Source organism: Acinetobacter sp. YH12112 (assembly GCF_013418945.1).
GTDB lineage: Bacteria > Pseudomonadota > Gammaproteobacteria > Pseudomonadales > Moraxellaceae > Acinetobacter > Acinetobacter indicus.
The window spans coordinates 1-13,158 of sequence record NZ_VPBA01000024.1; the positions used below are offsets into that span (position 1 = coordinate 1).

Annotated in this window: 11 protein-coding genes and 1 pseudogene; 8 read left to right on the top strand and 4 right to left on the bottom strand. The window is 44.9% G+C overall.

The window, feature by feature from the left end:
* Positions 1 to 162: 162 nt before the first annotated feature.
* Positions 163 to 1,572 carry an FAD-binding oxidoreductase gene (locus FTU50_RS09895; RefSeq protein WP_045795292.1) on the bottom strand — a complete coding sequence of 470 codons (1,410 nt, stop codon included), beginning with the start codon at positions 1,570 to 1,572 and terminating at the stop codon, positions 163 to 165.
* A gap of 354 nt (positions 1,573 to 1,926) precedes the next feature.
* On the opposite strand from FTU50_RS09895, the gene serA reads away from it, so the two are divergent.
* The 3 genes from serA (at position 1,927) to FTU50_RS09910 (ending at position 5,288) form a co-directional block, all read left to right on the top strand.
* The gene (serA, locus tag FTU50_RS09900; RefSeq protein ID WP_005180397.1) at positions 1,927 to 3,159 is read left to right on the top strand and encodes a phosphoglycerate dehydrogenase; all 1,233 of its coding nucleotides are present in this window, start codon (positions 1,927 to 1,929) and stop codon (positions 3,157 to 3,159) included.
* 234 nt (positions 3,160 to 3,393) lie between these two features.
* Entirely contained in the window at positions 3,394 to 4,269 is an 876-nt protein-coding gene (locus tag FTU50_RS09905) for a DMT family transporter (protein ID WP_104488342.1), read from the top strand.
* 146 nt (positions 4,270 to 4,415) lie between these two features.
* Positions 4,416 to 5,288, top strand: a complete 873-nt coding sequence (locus FTU50_RS09910; RefSeq protein ID WP_104505691.1) for a DMT family transporter — start codon at positions 4,416 to 4,418, stop codon at positions 5,286 to 5,288.
* Between the two features lie 71 nt (positions 5,289 to 5,359).
* Here FTU50_RS09910 and FTU50_RS09915 read toward each other — a convergent pair whose 3' ends face one another.
* The 3 genes from FTU50_RS09915 to truB form a co-directional block, all read right to left on the bottom strand.
* On the bottom strand, positions 5,360 to 5,818 hold the full coding sequence (locus FTU50_RS09915; RefSeq protein ID WP_075168265.1) for a hemerythrin domain-containing protein: 459 nt from the start codon (positions 5,816 to 5,818) through the stop codon (positions 5,360 to 5,362).
* A gap of 159 nt (positions 5,819 to 5,977) precedes the next feature.
* Positions 5,978 to 6,745 (bottom strand): TSUP family transporter, encoded by a 768-nt coding sequence (locus FTU50_RS09920; RefSeq protein ID WP_180069709.1) that lies wholly within the window; start codon positions 6,743 to 6,745, stop codon positions 5,978 to 5,980.
* 36 nt (positions 6,746 to 6,781) lie between these two features.
* Positions 6,782 to 7,687 (bottom strand): tRNA pseudouridine(55) synthase TruB, encoded by a 906-nt coding sequence (gene truB / locus FTU50_RS09925; RefSeq protein ID WP_180069712.1) that lies wholly within the window; start codon positions 7,685 to 7,687, stop codon positions 6,782 to 6,784.
* A gap of 290 nt (positions 7,688 to 7,977) precedes the next feature.
* Between truB and FTU50_RS09930 the strand changes: the two genes are divergently transcribed.
* From FTU50_RS09930 to FTU50_RS15670, 5 genes and pseudogenes are all read left to right on the top strand, one after another.
* On the top strand, positions 7,978 to 9,003 hold the full coding sequence (locus FTU50_RS09930; RefSeq protein ID WP_104505666.1) for a lipase secretion chaperone: 1,026 nt from the start codon (positions 7,978 to 7,980) through the stop codon (positions 9,001 to 9,003).
* 313 nt (positions 9,004 to 9,316) lie between these two features.
* The gene (locus tag FTU50_RS09935; protein WP_160240921.1) at positions 9,317 to 10,318 is read left to right on the top strand and encodes a triacylglycerol lipase; all 1,002 of its coding nucleotides are present in this window, start codon (positions 9,317 to 9,319) and stop codon (positions 10,316 to 10,318) included.
* Positions 10,319 to 10,386: 68 nt separating this feature from the next.
* A complete protein-coding gene (locus FTU50_RS09940) occupies positions 10,387 to 10,995 on the top strand; it encodes a hypothetical protein (RefSeq protein ID WP_228289523.1) in 609 nt (202 codons plus the stop codon).
* A 137-nt stretch (positions 10,996 to 11,132) separates the two neighbouring features.
* Positions 11,133 to 12,059, top strand: coding sequence for an esterase/lipase family protein (locus FTU50_RS09945; protein ID WP_373685474.1), 927 nt, complete (start codon positions 11,133 to 11,135; stop codon positions 12,057 to 12,059).
* 63 nt (positions 12,060 to 12,122) lie between these two features.
* Positions 12,123 to 13,099: pseudogene (locus FTU50_RS15670) on the top strand (esterase/lipase family protein).
* The last annotated feature ends 59 nt before the right edge of the window (positions 13,100 to 13,158 follow it).

The following is a 13,158-nucleotide window of genomic DNA, read 5'->3' on the forward strand; positions in this document are numbered from 1 at the left end:
CTCATGAAATACGGTATTCTGATGTGACAAAACCTGAATCCTGGTCGTTAAAGTGTTTGTTTACACTCATATTTTAACTGTTAGGACTCAGGTTTTTTTATTTAAAGCAAACTATGGGACAGCAGTGATCCGGAGATGCGCTTTTTCATACTGTTGGCCTGATTACAGGTCGAATAATTTACCCGGGTTCATAATCCCGTTCGGGTCAAAAACCTGTTTCAAGGCTTTCATATATTCGATTTCTTCAGCAGAACGCGAGTATTCCAGATATGGCTTTTTGGTCATGCCAACACCGTGCTCTGCTGAAATTGAACCATCATATTTTTTCACGGTATCAAACACATACTTGTTCACCACCTGACATTTGGCAAAGAATTCATCTTTGCTTAAATCGGCAGGTTTCAGGATGTTCAGGTGCAGGTTACCGTCACCAATATGACCGAACCAGCAGATTTCAAAGTCCGGATAGTTCTCGGCCACAATCGCATCAATTTCTTTAATAAATGCCGGCACGTGGGTAATCAGCACTGAAATATCGTTTTTGTATGGAATAAACGGCGCAATCGATTCCGAAATATCTTCACGTAAACGCCATAAGCTTTCGACCTGATCCAGGCTTTGGCTGAGTACGCCGTCCAGCACCCAGCCCTGTTCCATACAGTGCTCAAAAATTTCCATCGCCTTGTCCATAATCGGTTCAAACGGCGCTTCAAATTCAAGCAATACATAGAATGGACATTCGGTTTCAAACGGACGCTGTACATGACCATTGGCCAGTACTTTTTGCATTGCCAGTTCACCAAAGAACTCAAATGCAGTTAAATCAATTTTGGCCTGGAAAGCGTGCAGTACAGGCATGACTGCATCAAAATCCGGTACACCCAGCACCATCACTTGCAGGTCTTGCGGTTGACGCTCAAGCTTGATTTCCGCTTCAGTGACGAGGCCTAAAGTCCCTTCACCGCCAATGAATAAGTGTTGCAGTGCATAACCGGTGGCGTTTTTGATCATACCTTTGTTTAAACGCAGCACATCCCCTTTACCGGTCACCACGGTTAAGCCCAGCACCCAGTTACGGGTCATGCCATATTTAATGACTTTAATGCCGCCGGCATTGGTACCGATGTTACCGCCAATTTGTGATGAACCGGCAGACGCGAAATCGACCGGGTAATACATGCCCTGCTCTTCGGCATAGTTTTGCAGCTGTTCAGTCACCACACCGGCCTGTACGCGCACCATGCGGTCTGCCGGGAAGAATTCCAGAATCTGGTTCATCTTGTCCATGCTGACCACGATTTCACCATTGGCCGCTACCGCACCCGCAGAAAGACCGGTACGACCGCCCGATGGCGTGACTGCCACATTGAACTGATTGGCAAGTTTCACAATCGCTTGCACCTGCTCAGTGCTCGATGGAAAAACGATGACGGATGGGTTTGGATCAAAGTGCTTGGTATGATCTCGACCCCAATTCTGGAGGCTGTCCGCATCAGTTTTAATACGGTTTTCACCTACAATTGCAGTCAATTGGGTCAATAACTCTGGGGTTAAAGCGACTGGAGCATTCATCGTTTGCAGACCTGGCAAGAATTAAACAAGAAGAGATTTATCCGGACTGGCGCTGTACATTTTAAAGTCATGCCAAAGCACAGTAAAAGATAAAAAACGGGCAAGAAACCAACAGCCTGAGGCTGGTTTTTGCCGTCTGGGGCTATTATAAGCGATTTTTCTGTAAAACCTGAGAAAAACCATCATTTTGATAATATAGCTTTGAAAATACAGAGTTAATTCAACCAAAAATGAATCCTGCGTTTATATTTTCTACAGAAATAGCAGACCGATCAGCCATAAATGGAATGTATCTCCTGCCCGCTCCTATGATATGATACTGCCACTAAATTTGGCCTTTGTAGCGGAGCCGTAATGAGCCAACATCTTTCACTACCTAAAGATAAAATTCGTTTCCTGTTGTTAGAGGGCGTTCACCAAAATGCCATCGACACGTTAAATGCTGCCGGATATACCAACATCGACTACCGTAAAACTGCACTTGAGGGTGAAGCGCTGAAAGAAGCGGTCAAAGATGCACACTTCATTGGTATTCGTTCACGTACGCAATTAACTGAAGAAATCTTTGAAGCTGCGAACAAGCTGATCGCGGTTGGCTGTTTCTGTATCGGAACCAACCAAGTCGATTTAAATGCAGCCATGGTACGTGGTATTCCAGTATTTAACGCACCATATTCAAATACCCGTTCTGTTGCGGAACTGGTCCTTGCTGAACTGATTCTGCTGCTTCGTGGCGTACCAGCCAAATCGGCATCATGTCACCGCGGTGGCTGGGAAAAATCTGCAGCGGGTTCTTTTGAAACACGCGGTAAGACTTTAGGTATTGTGGGTTACGGTTCAATTGGTTCGCAACTGTCTGTGCTTGCTGAAAGCCTGGGTATGCATGTGATCTATTATGATGCAGTGACCAAACTGCCAATGGGTAATGCACGCCAGGTCGGTTCTTTGGCTGAATTGCTGGCCAATGCAGACGTGGTATCGCTACACGTGCCAGACGTTCCATCGACCCGTAACTTTATGGGCAAAGAACAGTTTGCACAAATGAAAGAAGGCGCGATCTTCCTGAATGCGGCACGTGGTACCTGTGTCATTATTGAAGATCTGGCAGATGCAATTAAATCAGGTCATCTGGCTGGTGCTGCGGTTGACGTATTCCCGAAAGAGCCGAAAGCCAATGGTGAAGAGTTCGTTTCTCCACTGCGCGGTCTGGACAATGTGATCCTGACTCCACACGTGGGCGGTTCAACCATGGAAGCGCAAGCCAACATTGGTCTGGAAGTGGCTGAGAAATTTGTGGCTTATTCTGACAAGGGTATGACCCTGTCTGCAGTGAACTTCCCTGAAATTGCCTTGCCATTGACTGAAGGTAAACACCGTTTACTGCACATTCATAAAAACATTCCAGGCGTATTGTCTAAAATCAACAACCTGTTTGCTGAGCAAGGCATCAATATTTCGGGTCAATCCTTAATGACCAAAGGTGATGTCGGTTATCTGGTGATGGATGTGGATGCAACTGCATCTCAAGAAGCACTGGATATGCTGCATGATGTTGAAGGCACCATCCGTGTACGTGTTCTGTTCTAATTTCAATTAGACAGTAACACCCAAAACCACAGCCCTTGCGCTGTGGTTTTTTTATTTCCCGCTTTGAAAACAATACGCAATCCTTATTTCATGTTCTTTTGAAATCGTGCATGAGCCTTGTTTTACCTGCTGGCCACTTACGCAGTCACGACATGGAAGCGTCATCTGTTCATGCTATGCTAGCGGCTATTGATCTGATGATCGCCCTACTCTCCCAACCAGCCCATTTCAGTTATGTCGATACTTCAAAATGCGCCGCATCTCCGCGCTGTGCTGTTGTTGCTGATTGCCATGCTCAGCCTGCAAAGCAGTGGCTCCATGGCCAAGCTGCTATTTGATCAGTTTCCGATTCTGACCGTTTCAGCCATGCGGCTGCTGCTGAGCGCGCTGGTGCTGATGCTAATTTTTCAGCTCTGGAAAATTCAGCCCAAAGCCATTCGCTGGCCAGCGATTTTCAGTTACGGTGCCGCACTGGCCGGTATGAACATGCTGTTTTATCTGGCAATTGACCGTCTGCCACTGGGCATTGCGGTATCGTTTGAGTTTATCGGGCCGTTAAGCGTGGCGCTGTTTTATGCTCGGCGCAAATTCGATTTTATTTGGGTCGGCCTCGCCATTGTTGGGCTGGTGCTGTTGTTTCCTTTTGATCAGACCGCGCAGCCGCTCGATGGTCTGGGCGTGTTGTTTGCCTTAGGCGCCGGTGCCTGCTGGGCCTTATATATTGTGGCCGGACAGAAACCATCGGGTGTATCCGGGAATCATACGGTCTGTCTGGGTATGCTGGTCGGTACCCTGATTTTATTACCCATTGCCTTATGGGATGGTCTGCCTGTTAGCGTATTTGAACCAGGCAATTTCATCTATTTTATTGCCTTGGCAGTTCTGGCCAGCGCCTTGCCCTTTAGTCTGGAAATGATTGCACTTCGCAACCTGACTGCACTCAGTTTCGGTACACTGATGAGCATGGAACCGGCCATTGCCGCGCTCTCCGGTTTTGTCTTTTTGGGCGAACAGTTGCTCTGGAATCAATGGCTGGCCTTAAGCACCATTATTGCCGCCTCCATTGGTTGTACCTATACCGTGCAGCAGCGCAAACAGCAGTCCAGTTAAACGGTGTGGATCTGGCCAGACTGAGCTTCCTGCTGTGTAATGCTGGAATTTATTTTGACCGGCTACTCATCAAAATTTAAGCAAATTGCTATAATCAGCAGCATCTCCCCAATGTGCTGACACCCTCCGGTGTTGGTGGTGCGCTTATGCAAAATGCTCAACTGCTGTCGGTACTGTTCATGGTGCTGTCCATGACTTCGTACCAGATTAGTGCCTCCTTTGCCAAACAACTGTTTGAGGTGCTCGATCCGCTTACTGTGACCATTTTACGGTTGTGCTTTGCCGCCATTATTATCTGCCTGATGTTCCGTTCCTGGAAGATTATTTCCCGGCTGTCCTTTTTAAAATGGCGTGATCTGCTCTGCTATAGCGCCGCCCTGTGTCTGATGAATGTGCTGTTCTATATGTCGCTGGGCAAATTGCCGCAAGGGATTGCGGTTGGTCTGGAATTTATTGGCCCACTGGGACTGGCCCTGCTCTCGATTAAACAGCGTAGTGATTATATCTGGGTGCTTTTAGCCATTTTGGGAATTGCGCTGATGGTGCCCTGGGGACAGGCCAACAGTGACAATTTCTCAGTCTTTGGTGCCCTCTGTGCGCTGGGCGCCGGCTTTTGCTGGGCCCTCTATATTTATTTCGGGCAGCGCGTGGTACAGCAGAATATTGGCATGCATGCCCTCACCATTGCCATTAGTCTGGCTGCGCTGACCCTGTTACCCATTGGTCTGTATCACAATGCCGCGGCCCTGGTCGATACCCAATACTGGGGCAAAGCCATCGCCATTGCCATTTTGGCCACCGCCATTCCGTATGCACTGGACCTGAAAGCCTTGCAGCATTTAAGCAAGCTCAGCTATGGCACCCTGTCCAGTTTATCGCCGGCACTGGCCGCGCTAACCGGCCTGGTGTTACTCGGTGAACAGATCAGCCTGTTGCAATGGGTCGCGCTGTTCTGTGTGATGCTGGCCTCCGTGGGCGTGACTCTAAGAGCCAGCCGCAAAAAAACCATCAGCCCTTAAGCAAAAAGAAAGATCAAACAAGATGAATAAAAAAAGATGGCCAAGAGAGCCATCTTTTTTAAGTCCTGAATTTAGACCAGACTGTCTTTTTGAATGGCTTTATATTTGCCGTATTCATTTAAATACTGTTTGGCCAGCTCGGTTTTCTGGCGCTCTTCCAAAATTTTCCCGGCCTGCTGGAAAAAGCCATGTTCTTCTTCCTGCAAATGATGATGTACTTTTTCAGACAGCTGCTTGGCAATCGCCAGCCAGCCCGGATTGCTAAATTCGGTTTCGGTCAGTTTTTCCAGCAGCTCATCCATTTCATGATGTTCTGCCAGCGCATGCCGGGTAATGTTCAGCCCGGAATCAGTCATCATCAGCGGAATATAAAAATAACGGTCTTCGGCCACAGCATGGGCGAATAATTCATTTTTCAGTTGATCAAACAGCTCGCGGCGTTCTGGTGTATCCCCCGAGGTCTGGATTAAACGCTCGGCCAGATCACGCTGTATTTCATGGCTTTCACGCAGTGCTTCAAAAATATTCATGTTGTTATTACCCTTTCAAATGCCAAAATTTAAACACCCGACAACGGGTTGCATCATTATTGTTAAGCAGACAGGTCAGGCTAAGCATCCACTATACGCCAAGCCCGTGCGACGGTTCCTGCAGCAATTTGTATGGGAAATTTTAATAATGAGAATGATTTACAACCAGAACATCTGATAGGCCATGCGTACAATCAGCAAACTAACCAGGATCAGAAATACAATCCGGATAAAGCCGCTGCCATATTTAAAGGCCAGACGTACCCCGACCAGAGAACCGGTAATATTAGCCAGTGCCATCATCGCCCCGACCATAAACAGCACATGCCCCGTGGGAATAAAGAAACTCAGCGCTGCCAGATTGGTCATAAAATTGGCAATTTTCGACAAGGCCGAGGCATGTAAAAAATCGACACTTAAATAGCGAATAAAAAAGAAAATAAAGAAGCTGCCCGTACCTGGACCAAAAATTCCATCATAAAAACCAATCAGCACACTGCCCAACGCCGCCAGGAGCAACATTTTGCGGTTTAAAGTCTGCTGCACATGCAGCTGGCCAAACTGCTTTTTCATGAAGGTGTAGATGGCAATCACGATCAGCATCAGCAGCATAAAGGGCCGCAAAATATCGGTCGGAATCATTGACACGCAGGCTGCGCCAACGAAAGAGCTGAGAAAGGCACATAGTCCAATCACGCCCAGCAATTTCCAGGACAGCTGCACTTTGCGTAAAAAAGAAAAGGCCGCCGAAGCAGTGCCACAAATGGAAGCCAGTTTGTTGGTGCCAAACACCGTGGCCGGCGCCAGTTGCGGCATTGCGCCCATAATCGCCGGAATCTGGATCAGGCCGCCACCACCAACCGCGGCATCAATTGCACCGGCACAGAAGGCAAAAATCACGAGGCTGATGACGATTTCAATATCCATATCGGGGCAATCCTGTGGCCTCAGTGCAGATGAAAATTAGAGATTCAAGACCCGTTTTGGTACCAGACGTTTTTTATCGGTAATTTCCGCCAGCCCTAAACATTTCTCGCCCTCAAATACCAATACCTGAGTTGCCGCCGCATGGTCAATATTACTTTCCATGCCGCGACAAAAATATTCGGCCCGGCCTTCTGGCACCTGTACCTGTGGAAAATGCTCAATCGGGGCATAAACCGGCAGCAACAGCGCTTCACGCTCGGCTTCGCTCAGGCTTTCCAGATAGTCCAGGGTGTAGCTTGGGATCAGATCAAAATGCCCGGTCTGAATACGGTGCAAATAGGTCAGATGCCCATAGCTGCCGAGCGCCTTGGCAATATCTTCACCGAGTACACGAATATAGGTACCTTTGGAACAAGTCACATCCAGGGTGATACTATTGTCAGTAAACCCTAGCAGCTCCAGCGCATAAATACTGATGGGACGCGCATCCCGTTCAATTTCAATGCCTTTACGGGCCAGCTCGTATAAGGGACGGCCTTCTTTTTTCAGCGCTGAATACATCGGTGGCACCTGCTGAATATCGCCAGTAAATTGCGTCAGGACGGTTAAAATATTTTCTTCAGTCAATGCCGGTACCGCAGCCTCTAACAGCACTTCACCTTCAACATCACCGGTGGTGGTGCTATGCCCTAAAAATACAGTTGTTTGGTAACGTTTTACTGAGTCTAATAAATAATGTGAAAACTTGGTTGCTTCACCTAAACACACAGGAAGTAAACCAGATGCCAATGGATCTAAAGCCCCTGTATGCCCTGCTTTCTGTGCACGAAATAACCAGCGGACTTTTTGTAATGCCGCATTCGAGCTAATCCCTAAGGGCTTATTTAACAGAAACACACCGCTAATATGACGACGCTGAATTTTAGGAGAAGAGGCTTTCATGATAAAAATCAGACCAAATTTTAAATTGCCGCCATGGTAAAACCCTGTGCAAGTATTTACAACGTTTGTGACAGTGAAATCTATTAATGACGCTTCGCTGTGACCTCATCTTGTACAAAATATCTATTTTATTGTTGAGATTCAGTCGTTACCATGCCCTTTAAAGCAGTATAAAAATGACCTGTTTGGCTATGTTTTTTATACTGAAATTCACGCATGATGCTGCGTTTTTAGAACTAGATATTTTTTCATTATAACGAATAACATCACCCCATTTAGGTGCATAGGATATGCAAAAAAATAAATTATGGATGCTCTTGGCAATCATCATTGTGGTGATTGTCAGTCTAATTCTTTGGTTACGCCCAACACAAAGCACACAGTCCAGCAGCTCCACTGAACAGCAAAACAATGCTACACATCACGGTACAAGCGAGGCTAATTTTCAAGCTGGTTTGCCAAGCTATGCCAGTCATAGCCAACAAGACACTGAAATTAACTGTCAAATGCAGCTCGATGCTAGCAATCGCCTGATCGTCAATGAACAAACCCGCAACTGTTTTGAATATTTTATTACCCAGTTTGGTGAAAAGACCTTAGAACAAATCAAACAAGACTTTAAAGGCTATGTTAGCCAAAACCATCAAGAACCAGCACTATCACAAATTTTAGACTTATGGACACGTTATCTCGACTATCGCCAAGCTTTAGGGGAGCTGACACCACCTACAGGGATTGATCAAGAAGACCCTGCTTACTACCGCAGCATTTACACCAATACGCAAAATCTGCGCAAAAAATACTTTTCTAATTATGAAATTGAAGGATTATTTGGCACAGAAGATACGTACCACGAATACACACTTGATCGCATGCAAGTTCTTGCTGACAAGAAATTGAGCGAAGCTGAAAAAGCACAACGGCTAAAAGATTTATTTGAACAACTACCCGAAGATTGGCAAGAAAATCTAGAACAACTGAATAAATTGGATGATTTGCGTAAACTCACTGCAGACATTAAAGCCCGTGGTGGTTCAAGTGAAGAAATTCGCCAAATGCGTCTGAATCTGGTAGGTCCTGAAGCTACACAACGTTTAGAAAACCTAGATAGCGAACGTGCCAACTGGAAATCTAGCGTTAATAACTACTTAACTGAACGAGATGGTATTATGAAAAGCGGCATGAGTGATGCAGCCAAACAGCAAGCCGTACAAAAGCTACGCCAACAACACTTTAAATCACCAGAAGAACGCTTACGTGCTGAAACGTTTGAGCAAGTACATGATCAAGGAGGCAAACTGCCCTTTGCAGATTAATTCATAACTTTAAAAAAGGGACATAAATTGTCCCTTTTTTGTATGCAAATTTTTCTCAATTAAAGTGCAGTTTTTCAAATTCATTAAAAATCAAAGCGCTAAATATTTATATACATTTGTATATAAAACAATATTTTAGCATTCATCGAAATGCTCGTTACTGTCCCAAAATGACATGGTTTTTAAGCCCTAGCATGAAAAAATAACTGCTCCAAAAACAAGCACTTTTTATTTGTAATAAGTGGCTTAAATAACATGCCCTTGCGGATGAGCATCGGCTAGAAAACAAGAATATAAAACATAGGAATTGTTTATGAAAACCTTCATAAGAACAACACAGGCACTTGCTTTGTCGACTCTAGCGATTGGGCTCAGCATGCATACTCAAGCAGCAGGTAGTGCAAGCCAAGTAACAGCAAAAGTCACTTCAAATTATGCGAAAACCAAATACCCAATTTTAATGGTTCATGGCTGGCTCGGTTGGGAACGCATTGGTACCAATACCATTGGTTTAGATTATTGGTATCAAATTCTGCCAGATATGGCACGCAATGGTTCTACTGTATTTGCAGCTCAGCTTTCACCTGCCAATACTACTGCACATCGTGGTGAAGCCCTCATTGCCCAAGTTGAAGATGTCATGGCAATCACAGGTCAACCAAAAGTGAATCTGATTGGTCACTCGCATGGCGGCCCTACAGTCCTTTATGCAGCACAAGTAAAACCAAATGCAATTGCTTCAATCACTGGGGTTGCAGGAACTTATCATGGCTCTAAAGTTGCAGATGACATCCAAAATAATACGCTGACCCGTACAGCATTTAATATTCTAGGTGATTATATTATTGGACCATTAATTGCCTTAGGTCAGCTCAAACCTGAACTGGAAATTGACTTTGATGCATCGATGAAGTCCCTCACACAAACAGGTTCAAAAACCTTTAATGCAACGGTTGCACAAAATGCCGTGAAAGATGGCGTTTTAGCAGCGACTGAAAACTGTAATAAAAACCTAAAACCACGTGACAGTAAAGGCATCTATTACTATTCATGGACAGGTGTGGCGCAAGCGACCAACGCCTTAGACATTGATACGATTTTAATGCAACTTGGGCCATTGTCGTATGGCAGCAAAGACAATGACGGCATGGTGGCACGTTGCAGCGCCTTCATTGGTAAAGTCATTAAAGATGACTACAAACTTAATCACACCGATCTTGCCAACATGATGTTTGGCTTAAAAGGTCTATTCGCACCAGATCCTGTCGCGATGTATCGCCAACATGCCAACCGCTTAAAACTACAAGGTTTATAAGCAAAATGCCTTTATATTACGCGATATAAAGGCATTGTTTTTTTATTGCGCTCGCCTCAGGATGAACAATGAAAATATTTCCATTCTTGGCATTGGCTTTAGGGGTGGGTGCAATCTCATCCACAAAAGCCAGCACTGCCTTACAAGCCTATCAAGCATCTTTTGTACTCTCTAGCTATGCGAAAACGAAGTATCCCATTGTCTTTGCACATGGCTTTGGTAGTTTGCTCGGGCATAGCATGAATGTTCTTACTCAGAATCAATATCCTGTTGAGATCACCGCGGCTTTAGATGCAATGCATCCAGAAAAAATACAACGCTTTAATGCGCTGTATGGTTCGAGTGCTATTCCGAAAGATTGCAACAGCCAAGGCACTAAAATCACATCAAATGGGATTCATCATTACTCATGGATGGGCAATCGCCAAGTCACCAATGCAGTCGATGTCATTGAATCCACCGTCGTTACCTTGGGTGGTAGTTTCCTGAAAGGCAGCCCCAATGATGGTGCATTGCCTCTTTGCAGCGGACGCTATGGACACATTATCCGTCAAGATTATCAACATAATCATTTTGATGAAGTGAATCAGTTCTTCGGCATTATTGGCACTTTTGCACAAGATCCTGTGGCCTTGTATCGCCAACATGCCAACCGTCTTAAATTACAAGGTTTATAAACAAGCATTACATATATCCAACCATAAACCTACGTGGATTGTTTAGATTGAAATCAGGCTGGGACTGCCTAAAACAACAAGAGGAAACAACAATGAAATATGGATTAATCACTGCTGCTTGTATCGCAGCCATGACCATGACGACGGCTCAAGCCAACAGTACGCAAGCCAAACAATATACTGCCAAAGCATCGACACAGTATGCCAAAACCAAATATCCAATAGTATTTGGTCATGGTATGGCAGGTTTTATTCAAATTGGTAGCGATCCTTTCGGTTTAGATTATTGGTATCAAATTCTGCCAGATTTAGCGCGTAATGGTGCCAATGTTTGGGCAACACGTGTTTCGCCATTTAACTCTTCAGAAGTTCGTGGTGAGCAGTTGAAACAACAAGTGGAAGAAATTTTGGCGATTACCGGCGCACAGAAAGTCAACTTAATCGGCCATTCACATGGTGGACCAACGATTCGCTATGTGGCAGGTGTCATCCCAAATAAAGTTGCATCTTTAACTTCTATCGGTGGACCACATAAAGGCTCACCCGTTGCCGATTTAATTTTAAAAGCTGAAAGCACTGTTGTTGAGGGTCCATTGGTAGGTGGCGTGAACCTTGTATCCAAAGCCATCACATGGGCACAAGGCTTAGATCCAAATAGTTTCCCTCACAATTCACTTGAAGGTGGACGCAGTTTAACTGCTGCGGGTTCCGCAGCCTTTAACCAAAAATTCCCAATTGGTATGCCAACAACGAGTTGTGGTGAAGGTAGCTATCAAGAAAAAGGCATTTATAACTATTCGTTCACAGGCGTAGGTCAAGTGACGAATCTACTAGATCCTGACTCTGCGCTCAAAGTGACTGCACTACTGATTGATGGTGGCAAAAACAATGATGGTTTAGTGTCGCGTTGCAGTGCCAAATTCGGTAAAACCATTCGTGATAACTACAACTGGAACCACCTAGACGAAGTCAATATGGTCTTTGGCTTAAAAGCCATGTTTGCTCCAGACCCTGTGGATGTTTATCGTCAACATGCGAATCGTTTAAAACTACAAGGGCTATAAAGCTCAACTCATTAAAGCCCTGCATTGCAGGGCTTTTCTTTGCGTTCATGATTGGGATATTGCATGAAAATTAAAACAATATACTTCACCATAGCTGCCCTACTCTTTAGCTCATTCGGTACTGCTTCAAATTTACAAAAAGCACAAAGTAAAAACGTGATCCCTAACTATGCCAAAATGCAATACCCCCTCGTATTTGCACATGGCATGATGGGCTTTAATCGCATTGCTATGGATGTTTTGGGCATGGATTATTGGTATCAAATTTTGCCTGATTTAGCACGTAATGGTTCAACCGCTTTTGCTGCCCGCATGTCCCCTTTTAATTCATCAGAAGTTCGTGGCGAACAATATGTCGAACAGCTCTAAGAAGTCATGGCAATTATGGGTGCTAAAAAACTCAATTTAATTGGACATAGCCACGGTGCCCATGCAGTGCGCTATGCAGCAGGAGTCATGCCACAACATGTCACTTCTGTTATGACAGTCGCTGGCGCCAATCAAGGCTCAATCGTGGCATCGGATGTGATGAAATTTGCCAGTCAAACTGGTACCTCTGATTTACTAAATACCCTGATTAGTAGTTTTGGCGCTGTGATTATGTGGGCACAGGGTTTGGATGCACATGCTTTTCCACATAACGCTTTAGCTGCAGGTCATAGCACTTCTATTGAAGGCACCGCTGAATTTAATCAACGTTTTACGCTTGGGCTATCTTTAAAGCATTGTGGTGAAGGCAAATATAACGATCAAGGCATTGCGCTATATTCAATAATGGGCACAAACAAATGACCAATGCATTAGATTTCAGTGATGCCGCGATGAAGGCACTGGATTTGATCTCTGCTTCTAAAGCAAGTGCAAATGATGGCATTGTCTCCGTATGTAGTGCGAAATTTGGTAGAACGATTCGAGATGATTTTCCATGGAATCACTTAGATGAGGTGAATTTATTGTTTGGTATCACGGGTATCTTTGCGCCAAACCCTGTCGATGTCTACCGTCAACATGCCAACCGTCTCAAGTTGCAAGGTTTATAAAATTTAGACATAAAAAAATGCGCCAAAAGGCGCATTTTTTCAATTCGATAAAACGTAAA

Excerpts from the sequence above, each read along its gene's own strand:
- FTU50_RS09895 (WP_045795292.1), bottom strand. The coding sequence starts at position 1,572 with ATGAATGCTCCAGTCGCTTTAACCCCAGAGTTATTGACCCAATTGACT.
- serA (WP_005180397.1), top strand. The coding sequence starts at position 1,927 with ATGAGCCAACATCTTTCACTACCTAAAGATAAAATTCGTTTCCTGTTG.
- FTU50_RS09905 (WP_104488342.1), top strand. The coding sequence starts at position 3,394 with ATGTCGATACTTCAAAATGCGCCGCATCTCCGCGCTGTGCTGTTGTTG.
- FTU50_RS09910 (WP_104505691.1), top strand. The coding sequence starts at position 4,416 with ATGCAAAATGCTCAACTGCTGTCGGTACTGTTCATGGTGCTGTCCATG.
- FTU50_RS09915 (WP_075168265.1), bottom strand. The coding sequence starts at position 5,818 with ATGAATATTTTTGAAGCACTGCGTGAAAGCCATGAAATACAGCGTGAT.
- FTU50_RS09920 (WP_180069709.1), bottom strand. The coding sequence starts at position 6,745 with ATGGATATTGAAATCGTCATCAGCCTCGTGATTTTTGCCTTCTGTGCC.
- truB (WP_180069712.1), bottom strand. The coding sequence starts at position 7,687 with ATGAAAGCCTCTTCTCCTAAAATTCAGCGTCGTCATATTAGCGGTGTG.
- FTU50_RS09930 (WP_104505666.1), top strand. The coding sequence starts at position 7,978 with ATGCAAAAAAATAAATTATGGATGCTCTTGGCAATCATCATTGTGGTG.
- FTU50_RS09935 (WP_160240921.1), top strand. The coding sequence starts at position 9,317 with ATGAAAACCTTCATAAGAACAACACAGGCACTTGCTTTGTCGACTCTA.
- FTU50_RS09940 (WP_228289523.1), top strand. The coding sequence starts at position 10,387 with ATGAAAATATTTCCATTCTTGGCATTGGCTTTAGGGGTGGGTGCAATC.
- FTU50_RS09945 (WP_373685474.1), top strand. The coding sequence starts at position 11,133 with ATGACGACGGCTCAAGCCAACAGTACGCAAGCCAAACAATATACTGCC.